We start from the raw sequence: 18,031 nt of genomic DNA on the forward strand, positions 1-18,031 counted from the left end.
TTCTTAGTAGTAACTATTATAACCAGTTGCTATTTGAAATGCAAGCAAAAAACAATGAGCAAGGACGGACCGGTTGGTCTTCCTTGCTCATTGAACATCCCATAGCTATTCTGCTGCAACAACGCTTTGCCCATTGTAATGACCACACTCAGGACATACACGATGAGGCATTTTCAGCTCGTGGCACTGCGGGCAGGCCACCAGACCGGGAGCAGTCAGTTTCCAGTTAGCACGACGTTTGTCACGACGCGACTTGGACATCTTACGCTTTGGTACTGCCATTTATTTACACCTCCTTAATCGAGTTCAGTTCCATGGCTATCTTTTTCAACAGCCTTACTTTAACAACTTTTGCAATCCGGCAAGTCGAGGATCCACAGTTTTTTGCTCACAAGAGCAAGTTCCATGGTTCAAATTGATGCCGCAGCGAGAACAAAGTCCTCGACAATCGTCCCGGCAGATAGGCTTCAATGGTTCTGACAAGATAATATGTTCGCGAATCATTTCGCTGATATCGATGTCATCTCCTTGATAGAACAACCAGTCCGCGTCTGCTTCCTCCGGTTCGACGCCTTCTTGGAATATTTCCGAGAAAACACTCTCCAGAGTCAACGCAACCGCTTCTAAACACGCAGTACACGCAAATGCAGCCGGGATTGAAATCGTTCCATTTACCTGCAAACCATTGCCAGTATTGGTCACCAATCCCGCCACCTGAACATCACCCTGTATCCACGGTGCGGATTCCGCCAAATCCAATTGGAGAGGCGAACAGGCAAATGTAAAGGACGAACTGGCACCAAGTTGTTCCTTGATACCGGCAATTTGAATTTTCATCATTATCCACCTCAACCTTCATCTATTATAGCGATGCCGCTAACCTTTGTCAAGAAAAGCTAATGCACATCACGATAATTATCCGATTTCCCAGGCAAAAGGCGAAAAGCCGAGTTCCTGCCACAATTGACTATGCGCATGCTTCGCTACGCCTTCCACTCGCTTACGCAGTAAAAGTTTCCATTTGGACAGTGAAGAAAAGAAAAATTGCTGCGACGGATAAGGACTATTCTTCGCCGCTTGTTGATAAAACTGCACTGTTTTTTCCAACAGCCAGACAAGATTCAGTAGATCCATGGTCGTCCGCAGCGAATCGCTTTCCCACTCATCGTGAGGCATATGTTCCGCCCACTCTGCACTGAATTCCGGATACATACATTTTGCCGGATCTTTGTCCGCTAGCGTTTGCAGCAGCTTTACTATTTCTTCTTCTTTCTCGCTCAACCAATATAACGAAGCCGCCTGCCCAAGCCGCATCAGCTGTTCTATGACTTGCTTTTCCAATTCAACCGCTATCTGAATCGCTTTCACCTTATCACCCCCGCCTAAAATCGGAAACGGACCACCCTGTTGAATGGCCCGTTCGTTTAATCGATCATTTGTCGGACATTAAGATGCCAGCTTTGGCAATATTTTGTTTGGATTCTTCTCGAATGATGATCGTGATTGCATCGGCCGGACATTTTGCCGTTTCCACGATCACTTCGGTCAAACGTTTGGCCATTTCGCGTTTTTGTTCCAGAGTGCGGCCTTCGGCCATATCAATTTGTACGATTGGCATGTAAAATCCCTCCATTTATAACATCCTACTACTGCCTGTCTATTATTCTCCGTCGCATCCGCGCTTCCCTGCCTCGATCGCTAAACGTTTTTTTCGTTTTCTCCACCATAGCCAAAGATAAATTAAAATCACCACGGCAACAACGCTAATCAAACGCGTCATATTTTCACTCGCATACACCAAATCATGGCCGATCAGCACTTTAAATACGACCGGCGGAAACTTCCCCAACAAAGTCGCCAAGAAAAAATCACGAAAACTAATGCGGCTAATGGCCGCCACCGCCGTGATAATTCCAGACGGCGCAAGCGGCAACAGCCGCGCAATTAACAATGCTTTGAAGCCGTTTGCCGCACTGTAGTCATCTACTTGTTTCCAATATGGACTGCCGCCGATCCACTTTGCGACCAGCTTGCGAAAACAAACACGGGCAAAGAAAAACATCACTAGCGCACCGAGCACCTCTCCTAGCCAGGAAATCAAAACAGCGCCAAGAATCCCGTACATTATGGCCGCCGCACCGGATAAAATCATAAACGGAAAAACGATTGTGAAGGTCATGACAATGAACAGCAACAACGTAATGCCGATCGACCATCCGCCAAAACTGCGTAAAAAAGCTGCTAAACCAGCAATATCACCGCGTTCAATAAAATGATACGCGGTTGCAAAAAACTCCGGCTGCCACCAATACACCATCGCGCACAGGCCAAGCACTGCCGACCAGCCCCAGAAACGACTCATAGTTTCCTCCTAATTGTTGCGGTAAAAATAAACTGTTTTCACTATACTGCATCGCTACGTAAAACGCAATTTCTCATGCATTAAAAATCAGATCCCCCACTCCAGCAAAGCGAGCCTCTAGAACGCGTTCAATTCGTTCACGGCTTGTTTTTTTCTCAAGCGAAGATTTCGCCGCACTACGCGCCTCCAACAAAATTTCTCCATCGCGGAACACGTCAGCAATCTTAAGATCCGGCAGACCATGTTGACGCGCACCGAAGAATTGTCCTGGACCGCGCAACTTCAAATCTTCTTCCGCCAAAAGAAAGCCATCAGCAACAGACGCCATAATTTCGAGCCGCGCCCGCCCCTCCGGACTCGGTTTTTCGGAAAGCAGGACACAATAGGACTGATGTGCGCCGCGGCCGATCCGTCCTCGCAGCTGATGCAATTGAGCCAGACCGAATCGCTCCGCGCACTCAATGACCATTACCGCAGCATTCGGCACATTCACGCCGACTTCAATGACAGTTGTCGAAACTAAAACCTTTATTTCCCCAGCATAAAAAGCGTCCATCACCACATCGCGCTCCGACGATTTAAGCCGACCATGAACAAGACCGCAAGCGATTCCCTGCAGATAACCGCCAGACAGTTCTTCATGAAGTTCAACCGCGGCCTGCGCTTCAATCTTATCCGATTCTTCAACTAACGGGCAAACGACGTAAGCCTGACGTCCTTTCGCCACCTGATCGCGAATAAACAAATACACCTTTTCACGGCTTTGACGATTTCTCACATAGGTTTTGACCGGTTTGCGCCCCGGAGGCAACTCACGAATCGCCGACACTTCAAGATCTCCATATACCGTAAGCGCCATTGTTCGCGGAATCGGCGTCGCCGTCATGACCAGCATATCCGGCAGGCGTCCTTTCTCCTGCAACTTCGCTCGCTGAAAGACGCCGAAACGATGTTGCTCGTCGGTAATAGCAAGTCCCAACTTTTCAAATTCTACGCCGTCTTGAATTAAGGCATGCGTACCGATTGTGACTTGAATATCGCCCTGTCGGATTGCCGTAAGCAGCGCCGCCTTCTCCTTATCTTTCAATCGTCCAGTCAACAGCGCCACTTTGACGCCATGACGACCTAATAGTTCCTGCATCGTCAGATAGTGTTGTTCGGCAAGAATTTCTGTTGGTACCATCAGCGCTCCCTGATAGCCGTTTTCTACGGTTTTAGCCAAAGCGAGCGCCGCAAGCACCGTCTTCCCCGAGCCAACGTCCCCTTGCAGCAAACGCTGCATGGCAGCCAGTTCTTCCATATCCGCTCGGATCTCTTGCCACACCTGTTTCTGATCCTGCGTCAAGGCAAAAGGCAAGGCTTCTAATACCCTCCGTTCAAGCGCACCTTGCGGCCCATGCTTGATTCCCGGTAAACTCCGGCACTTCGTACGCGCCGCTAGCACCCAACACTGCATCCAGTACAATTCTTCAAAGATCAACCGTTTGCGCGCCGCCGCCAATTCAGTCTGACTGCTGGGGAAATGCACCTGCTGCAGCGCCGTATGCCAGTCCATTAAATCATATTTTTCTTTAATCGCAAGCGGCAACGCTTCCTCTTGCATTTGCAGCATCGCAAATAATTCGAGCGCCTGTTCGATAAGAGTACGAAAAAAACGCTGATTTAGCGGTTCTGTCATGCCATATACCGGCATAATTTTACCCACGCTCGCCCATTCGGCAGCTTCAAAGTCTTCCACTTCCGGATTTGTTATTTCCGGCTGAAAACGTTGCCGTTTCACTTTGCCGGCAACAACGATTGTTTGCCCCACCTTATAAGCCTGTTTACGATATCCTTGGTTGAACCAAACGAGAAAGCATTGGCCGGTACCGTCTGACACCGCTACCTTCAAGATACTGAGCCCCCTGCGAGGTTTTTGTTCTTGAACGCCCGTTACCCTGCACTTAAAAGATGCCAGCAAGCCATCCTGCAATTCGGCAATCGAAGTCCATTTGCTGCCATCCTCGTATCGTTTCGGAAAGTGCTCCAGCAAATCGCGTACGCTAAACAAGCCTAGTTTGCTTAGCATCGCAGCCTTGGCCGGACCAACCCCTTTTAAATACTGTATTCCCTTATCTAATACGCTGTTCAAAAAACCACCTACATCACTTTGCTGTAACTGCGCCTCGTCACTTCAATTCATTCAATTCTTTCAATAGAGCCTTTACATCGATTTCATGCATTTTAGCTCCATTTTCCAAGGTCTCTGTCAACGATCCCATACACCCAATGCAGCCCATGCCGTGTTTAGCAAAAATTTCCCGGGCACGGGGGTGGCTGCGCAACACTTCAACAATCGGCGTCTCTTTGGTAATCATGATGCTACTCCCCCTTTTCTGCTATCTGTCTGTTTATTTTCCATAACCAGGCTTAAAAATCCTGCAAAATCAAACAAAGACCTTGCACAGTTTCATCGTTCTATGCTAAAATACTACTGTTATCGTAAAAAGGATATTTTGTCCTTCAATTAAAGGAGGTGGAATAGATGGCAACTGTTTGCGGAACTTGCGGCAAAGGTGAAGCTAGCGGCAACAACGTCAGCCACTCTAACTTGAAAACCAAACGTACTTGGAAACCCAACATTCAAAGAGTTAGAGCATTGTTGGACGGTGAGGTAAAACGCATTAACGTTTGTACCCGCTGCCTGCGCTCTGGTAAAATCCAACGGGCTATCTAACTTGAACTCTTCAAGTTACACAGATAAAGGACTGGGAATCTTCCCAGTCCTTTTTACTATGCTTTTTTATAATTCGTCTATGAGACATTGCAGTTCTTCACGTTTGAACGCGTAGGCTTCCGCACAGAAATGGCAAATAATCTCCGCCTCTTCTTCATTGGCCATGTCCTCGAGTTCTTCCCGCCCCAGACTAATCAGCATATTGCTGACTTTATCCCGGCTGCAAGTGCAGCGAAAAGCCAGCGGCTGTTCCTCTTGAATCGTATACTCAAGCCCCGCAAATGCATGCTGGATGATATCGCTTGCCGCAAGCCCCGTCTTCACCAAGCTTGATATCGGTGCCAGCGCAGCCAGGTTTTTCTCAACTTGCGTGATCACACCCTCTTCAGCGCCAGGCATTACTTGAATGAAAAAACCGCCCGCTGCGGCAACAGTCGCATCCGGATTAACAAGAACGCCCAGTGCGACGCTCGATAGCGTCTGTTCGGACGAATACAGGTAGTGCGTGATATCCTCGGCAATTTCTCCGCTTACCAAGCTTGCATTGCCCGTAAACGGCTGCTTCATACCGGTAAATCGTGTAACATGGATATTGCCGTTGCCGACTGCGGCAGCAACGTCCAGTTTCCCTTCACGCAGCGGTAAATCGATTTGCGGCTGCTTCACATAACCGCGAACGGTACCCGCGCCATCGGCGTCGGCAATCACTTCGCCAATCGGCCCGTCCCCGGCAATCCGAATCGTGATTCGTTCCTGCGTCTTTAAGTCAGCCGCGAGCAAAAGCGCGCCCGTCATCGTTCTACCTAATGCAGCTGCCGCAACCGGATAACAATCGTGCCGCCGTCGCCCCTCTTCCACTAACTGCGTCGTCACCGCGGCAAAAATCCTCACGCTGCCGGCAGCAACGCCCTTCACGATATGATCGTGCATATTCATCTCCTCCTCTGCAAAGTTTGCACACAACACAATAGGGCGGCTGATTGCCGCCCTATCTTTTAAACTCTGCCAGCATATTCTTTCATTACTATTATATATAATAGTAATTTTTTTTCAACCGTTCTCGTTTTTCACTCGAAGTGTTAGCCGATGCTCTCTAAGAGATTCGCCATTTCAATCGCAGCCACGGCGGCTTCGAATCCTTTATTGCCTGCTTTAGTTCCGGCGCGCTCAATCGCCTGTTCAATGTTTTCGGTTGTCAGTACGCCAAATATCGTCGGCACGCCCGTTTCCATGCCGACATGCGCAACGCCTTTCGAGACTTCGGCGCAGACATAGTCATAATGACTCGTACCGCCGCGAATTACGGTTCCCAAACAAATGACCGCCTGGTATTTGCCGCTGCGCGCCATCGCCTGGGCTACCATGGGGATTTCAAAAGCGCCGGGAACCCAAGCGACCTCAATATCATCGCCTTCGACGCCATGGCGTTGCAGCGCGTCCATAGCGCCGCCCAGCAGCTTACTGGTAATAAATTCATTGAATCTCGCTACGATAATGCCTACTTTCATTCCTTGGGCGGTTAATTTACCTTCATATACTCGCATTACTTATTTTCCCCCTCGTATTGTTTTAACATATGACCCAATTTTGCTTTCTTAACCGACAGATAGCGTTGATTAAAGCGGTTCGCCTTGATTTCAAGCGGCACCCGCTCCGTAATGGTGAGACCATACCCTTCCAACCCTGCCCGTTTGCGCGGATTATTCGTCAGCAGACGAATACTGGATAAGCCGAGATCAGTCAAGATTTGTGCGCCGATGCCATAATCGCGCAGATCCGGCGCAAAACCAAGCAACTCATTCGCTTCTACCGTGTCTTTCCCTTGATCCTGGAGTGCATACGCTCTTATTTTATTAGCCAGGCCGATGCCTCGCCCCTCCTGGCGCATATACAAGAGAACGCCGCATCCCTCCTTCCCAATACGCTGCAGAGCAGCCTGCAATTGGTCTCCGCAGTCACAGCGAAGCGAACCGAGAACGTCACCCGTCAAACATTCTGAATGCACCCTGACCAGGACATCTTCCTGCCCCGCCACATCGCCATGCACCATCGCCACATGGCATTTATGGTCTAGCGTGCTCTCATAGCCAATAATCCTAAAATCTCCGTATTTAGTCGGCATCTTGGCTTCTGCACCGCGCAAAACAATTTTATCATTCGGGTCATGCTTTTTACGATATTTAATCAAATCGGCAATCGTAATCATCTTTAAACCGTGTTTAGCCGCAAATTCAAGAAGTTCTGGCACACGGGCCATCGTCCCGTCCTCGCTCATGATTTCGCAAATAACGCCCGCCGGATAGCGACCGGCCAACTTCGCCAGATCGACAGACGCTTCCGTATGGCCCGCACGGCGCAACACGCCTCCGTCACAATAGCGAAGCGGGAAAACATGTCCCGGGCGGCGCAGGTCTTCCGCTTTCGTTTTAGGATCCAATACGGATAAAATCGTTTCCGCCCTTTCATGTGCGGAAATACCGGTCGTCGTGTTTTTGCCGTCAATCGAAACGGTAAATGCCGTGCAATGCAAATCGGTATTATCGCAGACCATCGCACCAATACCTAGTTCATCGAGGCGCGAACCAATGACGGGCATGCAAATCAATCCGCGTCCGTAGGTAGCCATAAAGTTAATGGCCTCCGGCGTCACACGGTCAGCCGCCATCAGTAGGTCCCCTTCATTTTCCCGGTCCTCATCATCAACCACGATAACAATTTTCCCATCGTGGATATCCTTGATCGCATCTTCAATCGCATTGAATTTCATGACGCCAGCCTCCTCTTTCTCGTTACAGGAATCCATTTTTCTGCAACAGTTCCAAATTCAAACCGCTTTTATTCGGCTTCGTCGCCTGCTCATCCGTCCGAGAAAGCAACTTTTCCACATACTTTCCGATAATATCGCCTTCCAAGTTGACTTTCCCGCCGACGCCTTTGTATCCGAGCGTCGTCAACGCCGCCGTATGAGGAATCAGTGACACGCTGAACCAGTCCGGCCCTAGCGCCACAATCGTCAAACTAATTCCGTCGATCGTAATTGAGCCCTTTTCCACCACATAGCGCATGACTTCTTCAGGCGCTGCAATCGAAATCACAATCGCATTGTCATTTCGCTCCTTGCGGCGGATGCTGCCGACTCCATCGATATGACCGCTCACGATATGCCCGCCCAGACGATCCCCGACCCGAAGCGTCCGTTCTAAATTGACCTTCTCACCATTTTGCAAAGTGCCGAGTACCGTGCGCCGCATCGTTTCCGGCATAACATCAGCCGTAAACCAATCTGCCCCAAACGCCACGACCGTCAAACATGTACCATTCACTGCAATGCTGTCGCCCATTTTAACATCGTCAACGACAACCTTTGCCCTGACGGTAATTCGGGCCGACTGCGCGCCAGATTCGACAGATTGGACACTACCTAATTCTTCCACAAGTCCGGTAAACATCGCGTCCCTCCCGTCGGCTCACATCGCCGCTAATTAAAATATCGTCCGCTATTTTTTCTATTTCAACCTCTTCGAGTTCCGCCATATCGGGAACACGCTCTAGTCCCACTCCGCCAATCGGCCCCGGTGCAGCATCCCCACCGATGACCTTCGGCGCAATAAACCAATAGACGCGATCCACGAGATTATCCGCCCAGAAAGAAGCATTCAGCCTCGAACCACCTTCAAGCAACAAGCTGCTAATCTGCGCTTTACCTAATTGCTGTAAAAGAGCCCGCAGATCAATTCGTCCAGCCGTATCGGCCTTGATCAGCCAGACCTCGACACCCGCCTGGCGCAATGCTTCAATGCGCTCCGGCGGCGCAGCCTCTGTCACCGCAATGATCGTCTGCGCCAAATCATCGCATACGACCTTTGCCGTCAATGGCGTCTGTGCATGGCTGTCGACAATGACCCTCAGGGGATTTTTTCCGCCCTGCGGCAAGCGGGTCGTCAATTGAGGATCATCTTTTAACACGGTCCCGATTCCCGTCAAGATCGCATCATGGCAATCTCTCAGATGATGTACCCTCTCCCTAGCTGCGCTTCCTGTAATCCACTGCGAGTGCCCTGTTTTCGCAGCTACCTTGCCGTCAAGCGACATGGCCGTTTTTAAGCTGACGAAGGGCAACCCGGTACTAATCCACTTTAAAAAAACAATGTTTTGCCTGGCCGCTTCTGCAGCAAGGACACCTTCCACCACCTCAATCCCCGCCTGGCGTAAATAAGCTAGACCTTTACCAGCCACTAAGGGATTCGGATCCAGCATCGCAACAAACACGCGCTTAACGCCCGCCTCCGCCAACGCTTTCGCGCAGGGACCCGTCCGACCTCGGTGTGAACAAGGTTCCAACGTAACGTAGATATCCGCGCCGCGCGCTAAATCGCCCGCCTGTCGAAGTGCATGAATTTCTGCGTGAGCGGTTCCGGCTTTGCGATGCCAGCCTTGACCAACGACACGCCCTTCCTTCACAATCACAGCTCCTACCAGCGGATTCGGCGTCGTCCGTCCTTCGGCAAGTTTTGCCAGTTGTAAAGCCAAATGCATAAATTCTGGTTGCATAGGACCCTCTCCTTGCCTCTTTCATTCTATGGATATCGATGTAGGAAGAAGGTACTTTAGCAAAAAGGCTGTTAATGGCGTAAATCGCCGCTAACAGCCTTAAAAGACAAAGAAACACAAAGTCTTAGTTTTCTAAGACTCCCGTTGCTAACCTTTTCCCATCCAGACTATACTGTCGGCTCTGGAATCACACCAGATCAGCCAAATTTGGCTCGCGGGCTTTACCGCCGGTAAGGAATTGAAAGAAATTCTTTCTCACCTCGTCCCAAAGGCTCATTATTTAATTGTTTACATATATATTATCAGCAACAAGATAAATAATCAAGCCCCTCTAATCGCATCAATGGCTTGCGCAATATCCGGCGCCTGATAAACTGCCGAACCAGCGACGAGAATCGTCGCACCCGCTTTTTTTACCAATACGGCCGTCTGCGAATTAACGCCCCCGTCGACCTGAATTTCAGCTTTTGAACCACAATTTTCGATGCGCTTTTTCAATCGGATAATTTTATCAACAGAAGCCTCAATAAACTTTTGTCCGCCAAAACCAGGATTTACGCTCATAATGAGAACCATATCCAATTCCGCCAACACCTCATCGAGCGCCGTAAGCGAAGTACCCGGATTCAGAGCTACACCAGCTTTGACGCCAAGTTCTTTAATCTGTTGTACGAGTCGGTGCATATGCGGAGCCGTTTCGGCATGAAAAGTAATCCAATCGGCACCGGCTTTTGCAAAGGGTTCAATATACGCTTCAGGATTCGTCACCATCAGATGAACGTCAAACTCCAGTTTCGTATGCGCGCGCAGCGCCGCGATAACCGGAGGACCGAACGTAAGATTCGGAACGAAATGCCCATCCATGATATCAATATGAACCATGTCAGCGCCTGCCGCTTCAATCCGTTTGATTTCTTGCGCCAAACAGGCAAAATCGGCTGAAAGAATCGAGGGAGCTATCTTAATCCTATTCATCAATCAAAACCCCTTTTTTGTCACTTTATTTTCGTTGCAAATGGCAACATAGTTTTCATAGCGAAGTGCGTCAATTTTTCCAGCCGCGACTGCATTTTTGACGCCGCAAGCCGGTTCATGCAGGTGCAAACAGGAACTAAAGCGGCAGTCTGCCGTCTCTTCAACGAACTCACGAAACCAGTGCCGCAGTTCATCTGGGGCAATATCGGTGATTTCGGCCAAACTGAAGCCCGGAGTATCAACGACAAAGCCGCCGCCCTGCAGCGGCATCAATTCGGCATGACGCGTGGTATGCTTTCCGCGACCGATTTTATCGCTGACTTCGCCAGTCATAAGATTCAAACCCGGCTGCAGCGCATTGAGCAAAGAAGATTTTCCGACGCCGGACGGACCGGAAAAAACGCTAACGCGCCCGCTCAACGTCTTTCTCAATTCTTCCAGGCCTTGTCCGGTCTTCGCCGATACTTCGATCACTTTGTAACCGATCTGTCGATAACATTCCGTCAAGGCACCAATTTCTTTTGCACAGCCTAACTCACTCTTATTGATGCACAACACAATATCGAGTTGCGAACTTTCGGCCAATACGAGAAACCGGTCGAGCAACAGTCTGCTGATATCCGGACTGGCTGCGGCAAAGGTCAAGATAACTTGTTCTACATTAGCCACCAATGGTCGTTTCAATAAGCTGCGTCTCGGCAGGATCGTTTCGATTACGCCCTTTCCGTCGGATAGCAAGCTAAATTGCACCTCGTCACCGACCAGCAGCGAAAAGCGTTCTTTTTTGAATCGGCCGCGCAACGTGCACATAACAACCGCATCCGGTTGCTGTACATAATAAAAACTATTGTACGCCTTGATGATAATCCCCTGGTTCACATTGTGCCTCCTTGTTCGGCTGGCAAAGTTTCAGCGCATCTTAAAACGCCTGTTCTTTGACGCTCACTCCATTGACAAATACCTGAACTTTTCCAGAAGCGCTGCCTTCAACGGTCTTTTCTATCCGGTCGCCCGGTTTATGAACATTCTCGTAAACCGTCCTTTTTCCAGCGGCGTCATTGACAACAATCTGAACGGTCTGGCGACTGGGACCGTCAGGAACCGTGATTTGTACCCCGACGCGTTTAGTGGAAGATCCGGTCTTAGAGACCACCAGATCGACGCTGGAATCTTCGATGACCTCTGCCCCGCCAGACGGATTTTGAGAAATAACCGTTCCCGGCGCATATCGTTCGCTCGCCTCTTCCGTCACTTTGCCGATTTTAAGTTTAAGACTTTCCGCTTGCGCCGTCACGCCGGGAAGCGGCAACCCACGCCAGTCAGGCAAAGCTACTTTCTTCACGCCTGAATTGTGATTGATCACCAAATCAATGGGTGTGTTCTTATTCACCTGCGCCGGCGGGCGGGGATTTTGCGAAATAACCGATTCCAATGGCAATTCCGGGTTATAGACCTCATCAACCCTGCCAATTGTCAGTCCGGCGCTTTTCAGTTTCGCTTCCGCATCCCGGCGGTTCAACCCCTTTAGATCCGGCACGGTCGTCACTTCGCTGCCTTTGCTGACCACCACAGTGATCGCGCGTTGCTCCTTAACCACCGCTCCCGCTTCCGGATATTGCGATATGACATGACCGAGCGGCACTTTATCATCATAGCTTTCCGAAAGCGTAATCCTCAAATTTTGATTCAGCAGTACATTGCGCGCAATGTCCACCTGCTTGCCGACTACGTCAGGAACCGTCACTTCACGGCTGCTCCAAAACTTCCCATACGAGAGAAATGCACCGCCGGCAAAACCGGCCAGCAGCAATAGAGCAACAATAAAGCTCCAACGCCGACGTCTACTCATCGTTCTTTCCGGACGCGCCGACGGCCTGACAACAGTCTGCTCGGCAGTCAATTCATCCGCTTGCGGCACGCCGATAATCTGTGTGGCAAACTCCACGCGTTCCAAGCGCTTCGTGCTGTCATCGCGCACAAATCCCTGCAACGATTTCAAATCGTGAATCATCTCGCGAATGTTGCGAAACCGCTGTTCCGGATCCTTGGCCATCGCCTTCAAGATTACCGCTTCTAAGACGAGCGGAATCGTCGGATCAATCTCACGCGGCGCTTTCGGCGCTTCCTGCAAGTGTTTGAGCGCAATGCTGATCGGCGTTTCGCCTGCAAACGGCAGCGTGCCGGTCAGCATTTCATACATTACAACGCCAAGAGAATACATGTCCGCCTTAGCGCCGATTTTTTCGCCCTTAGCCTGCTCCGGTGAAAAATAATGCACCGAACCGATAATGGTTGAGGTATGGCTCATCGTAGCCGAACTGACCGCCCTGGCAATACCAAAATCGGTGACTTTCACGTGTCCTTTGCGCGTCATGAGGATGTTATGCGGTTTAATGTCGCAGTGAACCAGATTGTTATGGTGCGCATGTTCGAGCGCCTCACCAATTTCGCAAGCGATTGCAAGCGCCGTGTCTACCGGAATAATGCCGCGCAAAATATGATCTTTGAGCGTGTCGCCATCGACATATTCCATCACGATATAATGCACGGTTCCTTCGCAGCCTACATCATAAATATTGACGATATTCGGATGGGATAATTTTGCCGCCGCCTGCGCCTCACGGCGAAATTTGCGGACAAATTCATCATCATGCGTGAATTGGGAACGCAAGACCTTCACAGCCACCTGCCGATCCAGCAATGTATCGAGCGCCTTGTAAACATCCGCCATGCCGCCGCCGCCGATTAATTCTAATATTTGGTATCGCTGTGCTAATATACTGTTTAACATAAGCGTCAATCACCTCCTTATTGTATTGCCATTGACATGATTCTTCGCGCGATTGGCGCCGCCACGCTTCCGCCGCCGCCGCCATTTTCAACGATTACCGCAATCGCGATTTGAGGATTATCCGCCGGAGCAAAGCCAATGAACCAAGCATGCGGCTGCCCTTGCGCATTTTCCGCCGTACCGGTCTTGCCCGCTACTTTTACACCGCCAAAACGGGCAGAAGCACCGGTGCCTTCTTCCACAACCTGCACCATCATTTTTCGAATTTGCCGCGCCTGTTCGGACTCCACCGGCTTAAGCCATATTTCCGGCGCAAAACTGCGCAGGATCTGACCGTCTGCAGTCTCAATGCGATTCACCAAACGCGGCAGCATCATAACGCCGTCATTGGCAAAAACGCCCGCCAGCATTGCCATGCGCAAAGGAGTCACTAACAACTCTCCCTGTCCGATCCCGGTCTGTGCCAAATCGCCGCGCCCAAGCGCGGTAAAATCCGGCAGATGTGATCGCTCCGTCGAAAAACCCGCACCGAGCTCTTTTTCAAAGCCGTAGCGTCGAAAAGTCTCTTGCATGGTGCGGCCGCCAAGTTCGAGCGCCAACGTGCCGAATGTTACGTTGCAGGAGACGGTCAACGCTTCTGCTAGATTGATTTTTCCATGCGCCCGTTTCTTATCCTCGGTCAGATGGTAGTCTGGCGGGATAAATAAATCGCCGCTGCATTCAAATAAGGTGTTCAGATCGGCTTTCTTCTCGCGCAACGCCGCTTCGGCAACCAACACCTTAATGATCGAGCCTGGCGGATACAAGCCTTGCGTGGCTCGGTTCAGAAGCGGACTGTTTGGATCGTTGCTGACAGCCGTCCAATTATCGTCCAGACTGGCTGGCGAAAAACTCGGTCGGCTGACCAACGCTAAAATGGCTCCGGTTTTGGGGTTGAAAGCAACCACCGCGCCTTTGCGCGAACCCAATGCCTCATAAGCGGCCTGCTGCAGCGCAGCATCAATATTCAACACCAGATTATTGCCAGCGCCCGTTTGCCAGAGCGTTCCTACCGGCCCCAGCTGACTGAGCGGATTATCGAGACCCAGCAGTTGCTGCGCCCAAGCGCTTTCCAGTCCGGTGCTGCCTCGCTGCAGTGAACTGTAGCCGATTACCGGCGCCATAATCGCGCCATATGGATATTGACGCTGAAAACCGTCTTTCGTCTTGCGGCTATCCGCAAGCACTTCGCCATTGCGATCGAAAATCAAGCCCGGTTTTATTTTTTGCGCGGCCGCCATATTACGACGGTTCAGAGAATTTTCCGCCAAATCTTTAGCGGAATACAATTGGATATACGTCAGATATGCCAGTAAACTAACCATGGCAGCCAGTAAAACATAGGCTGTTTTTCGGATGAAACCACGCATATCGTCTAAAGGACGCAACATCATGAAGATTCGCCCTCCTCGCCCATAGCCGTCAGCAGACCGAGCAACGCATAGTTGGCCACCATCGAACTGCCTCCATAACTTACGAAAGGAAGAGTAATGCCGGTCAACGGCAAGAATTTGCTGATCCCGCCGACAATCAACAGCACCTGTAAAGCCAACGCAGTTGCAAACCCTGCCGCAGCTAACATGCGGAATGAATCGCGCCCGCGCAGCGCAACACGAAATGCGCGTACGATCAACAATAAATATAAAAGGAAGACGGCCATACTACCAGCAACACCTAATTCTTCCGCTATCGCAGCAAAAATGAAGTCGGTGTGCACTTCCGGGATCAGTTCCGGACGCCCCAGGCCAAGCCCTTTGCCAAACAAACCACCCGCTGCCAGTGCGAACAAGGATTGAACTATCTGATAACCGCGCCCGTTAGGATCGGCCCATGGATTCAACCAGATATCAACCCTGGTTCTAATATGGTAATACCCATAATAGCAGACAACGACGCCAAGGAGGAAAAGCGCAATTCCGGCAATCACATAGATCTTACGTCCACTGGCCATATACAACATCGCAAGCGTGATCGAGAAGAAAAGCAATGCGGTACCGAGGTCAACCTGCGCAACAACCATCAGCAGCGTCATTCCCCAAACAGCCAGCAGCGGTGCCAGATAACGCAGCTGTGGTACGCTGATTCCAAATAACTTACGATCGGTCTGCGCAAGCACAACATGGCGTTCACACAGATAAGCAGCCATGAACATGACCAAGGTCAGTTTGGCGATCTCAGACGGTTGTAAACGCAACGGTCCCAAAATGATCCAGCTGCGATGCCCGCCGATATCGACGCCAAACAAAGCCGTCGCCATAACCAAGCCAATCGTCAATACACCCCAAGAATATTTAAACAGTGACATTTTCAAAAACCAACGCCCCGGCAGGAGCGCCATTACTGTAAACACTGCCAGTCCAAGCGAACACCAGACGACTTGCGCTTGAAACAGCTCTGGTTTCAGTCGCAGCAACATCGTCAGGCCAAAACCGGAAAGGCATACGGCAATCGGCAGAAATAATTGATCACCACGCGATTTTCGTAGCGTTAGTACCGCATGCGCCGATACGGCAATTGTTGCGATCACCAATGCCGACTGCATGATCTGCGGCAGCGATTTTCCGCTGGCCAAACACGCAACGGCAAATCCATTAAGCAAAACCAGCAGCGCCGCAGCTAACAGCCCTCGTTCGCATCCCCGCTTAAGCGCCATGAGCCGGCATCTCACATTCTATCAGGATGAAAGTCACGTTATCCGGCGCCCCGGCAGCTTTGGCCATACCGAGCAAGCGATTCGCTTTCTCTTCAAGACTCTCCTGTTTTTGCTCTAACACCTGCTGAATTTCCGCTTCACTGACGACTCCGGTCAAACCGTCGCTGCAAAGCAGCAAATAATCGCCCGCCCCTATTGAAAAACTCCCTTGTTCCACCAGCAATTCTCGCGCCGTCCCCACTGCACGCGTCAGTAAATTGCGCCGCGGATGTTCACGCGCTTCTCCCAGCGTCAAATTTCCGCTACGCACCATTTCACCGACCAACGTATGATCCTGCGTAACTTGTCGGCACTGCCCTTCACTTAGCCAGTAAAGGCGGCTGTCACCGACATGCGCCCAAAAAGCTTGATTCCCTTCAAGCAAGACTACGGTCGCTGTTGTTCCCATCCCTTGCATTCCGTCTTCTTTTTGCGCGCGTTGATAGATCTGCGCATTGGCGTCTTCGATTGCCGCAGCCAAATCTTTCTCAAGGACAAGTCGTTCCTGTACCGCCCATTCCTTGATCACTTCGACTGCCATTGCACTCGCTGTTTCTCCGGCGGCATGCCCGCCCATACCGTCCGCTACCGCAAAGAGGCGCGGCGGTTGATACAAATAACTGTCTTCGTTATTGCTTCGGACCAAACCGACATCTGTTCTTACAATGCTTATCACGCTAAATCACCTCGCCGAAACTCCAATGTCACCGGCCCAATGCCGATACGATCGCCCTCGGTCAGACACACCGGTTTTTTGATTTCCCGTCCGTTTAAAAAGGTCTTATTCGTACTTTCCAGATCTTCGAGCCAGTAACCGTCACCCTGCCAAGCAATGCAGGCATGTTCCGCCGAAACAAAAGAATCTTCGATTACCACATCATTGCGCGTACTGCGTCCAATCATAATTGCGTCGCCCTGCAAAGTGAAACTGGACGGCCAATTCGGCAAAGCACCTGCAACAACAAGCAAGCGAACCGGCAAGCGTTTGGCAGGTCTCTCCCGCAATTGTCTGACCAGACTGCGCAAGACCCTATAGATAAAATAATAAAGAAGCGTCAAAAACGTATAGTGTAAGAATATGGCCGCCATATTCCAAATCGCTATCCTTGAAGGCATCATGTATTCACCTCGTACTCCAACTCCGTACTGCCGATGCGAATACGGTCTCCATCGCGCAATGCAGCCTCCTGAATCAACACTTCATTGAGCTTGGTGCCATTAAGGCTCTGCGCATCATAGATCATATGCATTTCCGTTGCTTCTGCCCAGCAAATATACGCGTGCAAGCGCGAGGCGCTCTGATCCGCCAATACCAGATCGTTGCTTTGCAAGCGTCCGATATTAATTCGCCCTGCCCCTAACTGTAAAACAAATCCAACGTCCGCCCCCTTGACGATTCGAAGGCGCGCCGGTCGAGCCGCAGGTAACGCCAAAGAAGGAAACTCCGGTTTGGCAAAGATGCGCGTCGATTGCAGTTCGTCTTCCGCCGGACTTTCCGCTTCACAACTCGGTGTAAACGTCGCCTCAACGCGCAAGCAGCCATGCGCCAGCGCGGCATCCGGCAAGAGATGAATTTCCAGCGCACCGGAAAATTTCAGCTGCTGCTCTTGCGCTTCTTTTGTCAGGCAAACCTTAAGCTCCTCTAACAGAGTCTGATCAGCGGTCAGGCGTACCTGTTCCTCCGGCTGCAAGTATACACTATAGCGTTGCGGCGCAATACGCTCCGTTGCCTTATCCAGCATCGTCTTAATTAATTGTTGCAGCACTTCTACCGGTTGCAGCGTCCCAGCCAGTTTTTCATTGAAAAAACCTTCTATACATCGCTCTAACGCGCCTTCCATGCGTCGCATCCAGCTCATGACAGTCCCTCCGCTTATCGTTCGTCATATTTTTATATTATACGCC

At 50.6% G+C, this 18,031-nt stretch carries 21 protein-coding genes and 1 riboswitch; of the genes, 1 reads left to right on the top strand and 20 read right to left on the bottom strand.

What is annotated here, in order from left to right:
- Positions 1–105: 105 nt before the first annotated feature.
- The 7 genes from rpmF to QTL79_RS08455 form a co-directional block, all read right to left on the bottom strand.
- Positions 106–282: a 50S ribosomal protein L32 gene (gene rpmF / locus QTL79_RS08425; protein WP_346354524.1), complete on the bottom strand. Its 177-nt coding sequence runs from the start codon at positions 280–282 to the stop codon at positions 106–108.
- Between the two features lie 54 nt (positions 283–336).
- Positions 337–840, bottom strand: a complete 504-nt coding sequence (locus QTL79_RS08430; protein ID WP_346354525.1) for a YceD family protein — start codon at positions 838–840, stop codon at positions 337–339.
- Positions 841–915: 75 nt separating this feature from the next.
- Positions 916–1,368: a hypothetical protein gene (locus QTL79_RS08435; protein ID WP_346354526.1), complete on the bottom strand. Its 453-nt coding sequence runs from the start codon at positions 1,366–1,368 to the stop codon at positions 916–918.
- A 64-nt stretch (positions 1,369–1,432) separates the two neighbouring features.
- A complete protein-coding gene (thmT, locus tag QTL79_RS08440; RefSeq protein ID WP_346354527.1) occupies positions 1,433–1,618 on the bottom strand; it encodes a 2-hydroxymuconate tautomerase in 186 nt (61 codons plus the stop codon).
- 42 nt (positions 1,619–1,660) lie between these two features.
- Positions 1,661–2,362: a TVP38/TMEM64 family protein gene (locus tag QTL79_RS08445; RefSeq protein WP_346354528.1), complete on the bottom strand. Its 702-nt coding sequence runs from the start codon at positions 2,360–2,362 to the stop codon at positions 1,661–1,663.
- Between the two features lie 73 nt (positions 2,363–2,435).
- On the bottom strand, positions 2,436–4,493 hold the full coding sequence (recG, locus tag QTL79_RS08450) for an ATP-dependent DNA helicase RecG (RefSeq protein WP_346354529.1): 2,058 nt from the start codon (positions 4,491–4,493) through the stop codon (positions 2,436–2,438).
- A gap of 37 nt (positions 4,494–4,530) precedes the next feature.
- Positions 4,531–4,719, bottom strand: coding sequence for a DUF1858 domain-containing protein (locus QTL79_RS08455; protein ID WP_346354530.1), 189 nt, complete (start codon positions 4,717–4,719; stop codon positions 4,531–4,533).
- A gap of 167 nt (positions 4,720–4,886) precedes the next feature.
- Here QTL79_RS08455 and rpmB point away from each other — a divergent pair, with 167 nt between their 5' ends.
- Positions 4,887–5,078 (top strand): 50S ribosomal protein L28, encoded by a 192-nt coding sequence (gene rpmB / locus QTL79_RS08460; protein WP_346354531.1) that lies wholly within the window; start codon positions 4,887–4,889, stop codon positions 5,076–5,078.
- A 66-nt stretch (positions 5,079–5,144) separates the two neighbouring features.
- On the opposite strand, the gene hslO is transcribed toward rpmB, so the two are convergent.
- The 13 genes from hslO to QTL79_RS08525 form a co-directional block, all read right to left on the bottom strand.
- Positions 5,145–6,008: an Hsp33 family molecular chaperone HslO gene (gene hslO, locus QTL79_RS08465; protein WP_346354532.1), complete on the bottom strand. Its 864-nt coding sequence runs from the start codon at positions 6,006–6,008 to the stop codon at positions 5,145–5,147.
- 149 nt (positions 6,009–6,157) lie between these two features.
- Positions 6,158–6,622, bottom strand: coding sequence for a 6,7-dimethyl-8-ribityllumazine synthase (ribH, locus tag QTL79_RS08470; protein WP_346354533.1), 465 nt, complete (start codon positions 6,620–6,622; stop codon positions 6,158–6,160).
- A complete protein-coding gene (locus tag QTL79_RS08475; protein WP_346354534.1) occupies positions 6,622–7,845 on the bottom strand; it encodes a bifunctional 3,4-dihydroxy-2-butanone-4-phosphate synthase/GTP cyclohydrolase II in 1,224 nt (407 codons plus the stop codon). The genes ribH and QTL79_RS08475 overlap by 1 nt, the downstream gene beginning before the upstream one ends.
- A 22-nt stretch (positions 7,846–7,867) precedes the next feature.
- Complete coding sequence (locus QTL79_RS08480; protein ID WP_346354535.1) at positions 7,868–8,527, bottom strand: riboflavin synthase; 660 nt, start codon at positions 8,525–8,527, stop codon at positions 7,868–7,870.
- Positions 8,496–9,629, bottom strand: a complete 1,134-nt coding sequence (gene ribD / locus QTL79_RS08485; protein WP_346354536.1) for a bifunctional diaminohydroxyphosphoribosylaminopyrimidine deaminase/5-amino-6-(5-phosphoribosylamino)uracil reductase RibD — start codon at positions 9,627–9,629, stop codon at positions 8,496–8,498. Before ribD ends, QTL79_RS08480 begins: the two co-directional genes overlap by 32 nt.
- 146 nt (positions 9,630–9,775) lie before the next feature.
- A riboswitch (FMN riboswitch) is annotated at positions 9,776–9,906 on the bottom strand.
- Positions 9,907–9,950: 44 nt separating this feature from the next.
- Positions 9,951–10,604 (bottom strand): ribulose-phosphate 3-epimerase, encoded by a 654-nt coding sequence (gene rpe, locus QTL79_RS08490; protein WP_346354537.1) that lies wholly within the window; start codon positions 10,602–10,604, stop codon positions 9,951–9,953.
- A gap of 3 nt (positions 10,605–10,607) precedes the next feature.
- On the bottom strand, positions 10,608–11,483 hold the full coding sequence (gene rsgA, locus QTL79_RS08495; protein WP_346354538.1) for a ribosome small subunit-dependent GTPase A: 876 nt from the start codon (positions 11,481–11,483) through the stop codon (positions 10,608–10,610).
- Positions 11,484–11,523: 40 nt separating this feature from the next.
- A complete protein-coding gene (gene pknB / locus QTL79_RS08500) occupies positions 11,524–13,395 on the bottom strand; it encodes a Stk1 family PASTA domain-containing Ser/Thr kinase (protein WP_346354539.1) in 1,872 nt (623 codons plus the stop codon).
- Positions 13,396–13,412: 17 nt separating this feature from the next.
- Complete coding sequence (locus tag QTL79_RS08505) at positions 13,413–14,828, bottom strand: peptidoglycan D,D-transpeptidase FtsI family protein (protein ID WP_346354540.1); 1,416 nt, start codon at positions 14,826–14,828, stop codon at positions 13,413–13,415.
- The gene (locus QTL79_RS08510) at positions 14,825–16,087 is read right to left on the bottom strand and encodes an FtsW/RodA/SpoVE family cell cycle protein (protein WP_346354541.1); all 1,263 of its coding nucleotides are present in this window, start codon (positions 16,085–16,087) and stop codon (positions 14,825–14,827) included. Before QTL79_RS08510 ends, QTL79_RS08505 begins: the two co-directional genes overlap by 4 nt.
- Entirely contained in the window at positions 16,077–16,802 is a 726-nt protein-coding gene (locus tag QTL79_RS08515) for a Stp1/IreP family PP2C-type Ser/Thr phosphatase (RefSeq protein WP_346354542.1), read from the bottom strand. The genes QTL79_RS08510 and QTL79_RS08515 overlap by 11 nt, the downstream gene beginning before the upstream one ends.
- On the bottom strand, positions 16,799–17,245 hold the full coding sequence (locus QTL79_RS08520) for an FHA domain-containing protein (RefSeq protein WP_346354543.1): 447 nt from the start codon (positions 17,243–17,245) through the stop codon (positions 16,799–16,801). Before QTL79_RS08520 ends, QTL79_RS08515 begins: the two co-directional genes overlap by 4 nt.
- Positions 17,242–17,985 (bottom strand): FhaA domain-containing protein, encoded by a 744-nt coding sequence (locus tag QTL79_RS08525; protein ID WP_346354544.1) that lies wholly within the window; start codon positions 17,983–17,985, stop codon positions 17,242–17,244. Before QTL79_RS08525 ends, QTL79_RS08520 begins: the two co-directional genes overlap by 4 nt.
- Between the last annotated feature and the right edge of the window lie 46 nt (positions 17,986–18,031).

The sequence above is a fragment of the Azotosporobacter soli genome (genome assembly GCF_030542965.1).
Classification (GTDB): Bacteria; Bacillota; Negativicutes; order SG130; family SG130; genus Azotosporobacter; species Azotosporobacter soli.

Excerpts from the sequence above, each read along its gene's own strand:
- rpmF (WP_346354524.1), bottom strand. The coding sequence starts at position 282 with ATGGCAGTACCAAAGCGTAAGATGTCCAAGTCGCGTCGTGACAAACGT.
- QTL79_RS08430 (WP_346354525.1), bottom strand. The coding sequence starts at position 840 with ATGATGAAAATTCAAATTGCCGGTATCAAGGAACAACTTGGTGCCAGT.
- thmT (WP_346354527.1), bottom strand. The coding sequence starts at position 1,618 with ATGCCAATCGTACAAATTGATATGGCCGAAGGCCGCACTCTGGAACAA.
- QTL79_RS08445 (WP_346354528.1), bottom strand. The coding sequence starts at position 2,362 with ATGAGTCGTTTCTGGGGCTGGTCGGCAGTGCTTGGCCTGTGCGCGATG.
- QTL79_RS08455 (WP_346354530.1), bottom strand. The coding sequence starts at position 4,719 with ATGATTACCAAAGAGACGCCGATTGTTGAAGTGTTGCGCAGCCACCCC.
- rpmB (WP_346354531.1), top strand. The coding sequence starts at position 4,887 with ATGGCAACTGTTTGCGGAACTTGCGGCAAAGGTGAAGCTAGCGGCAAC.
- hslO (WP_346354532.1), bottom strand. The coding sequence starts at position 6,008 with ATGCACGATCATATCGTGAAGGGCGTTGCTGCCGGCAGCGTGAGGATT.
- ribH (WP_346354533.1), bottom strand. The coding sequence starts at position 6,622 with ATGCGAGTATATGAAGGTAAATTAACCGCCCAAGGAATGAAAGTAGGC.
- QTL79_RS08475 (WP_346354534.1), bottom strand. The coding sequence starts at position 7,845 with ATGAAATTCAATGCGATTGAAGATGCGATCAAGGATATCCACGATGGG.
- QTL79_RS08480 (WP_346354535.1), bottom strand. The coding sequence starts at position 8,527 with ATGTTTACCGGACTTGTGGAAGAATTAGGTAGTGTCCAATCTGTCGAA.
- ribD (WP_346354536.1), bottom strand. The coding sequence starts at position 9,629 with ATGCAACCAGAATTTATGCATTTGGCTTTACAACTGGCAAAACTTGCC.
- rpe (WP_346354537.1), bottom strand. The coding sequence starts at position 10,604 with ATGAATAGGATTAAGATAGCTCCCTCGATTCTTTCAGCCGATTTTGCC.
- pknB (WP_346354539.1), bottom strand. The coding sequence starts at position 13,395 with ATGTTAAACAGTATATTAGCACAGCGATACCAAATATTAGAATTAATC.
- QTL79_RS08505 (WP_346354540.1), bottom strand. The coding sequence starts at position 14,828 with ATGATGTTGCGTCCTTTAGACGATATGCGTGGTTTCATCCGAAAAACA.
- QTL79_RS08510 (WP_346354541.1), bottom strand. The coding sequence starts at position 16,087 with ATGGCGCTTAAGCGGGGATGCGAACGAGGGCTGTTAGCTGCGGCGCTG.
- QTL79_RS08520 (WP_346354543.1), bottom strand. The coding sequence starts at position 17,245 with ATGATGCCTTCAAGGATAGCGATTTGGAATATGGCGGCCATATTCTTA.
- QTL79_RS08525 (WP_346354544.1), bottom strand. The coding sequence starts at position 17,985 with ATGAGCTGGATGCGACGCATGGAAGGCGCGTTAGAGCGATGTATAGAA.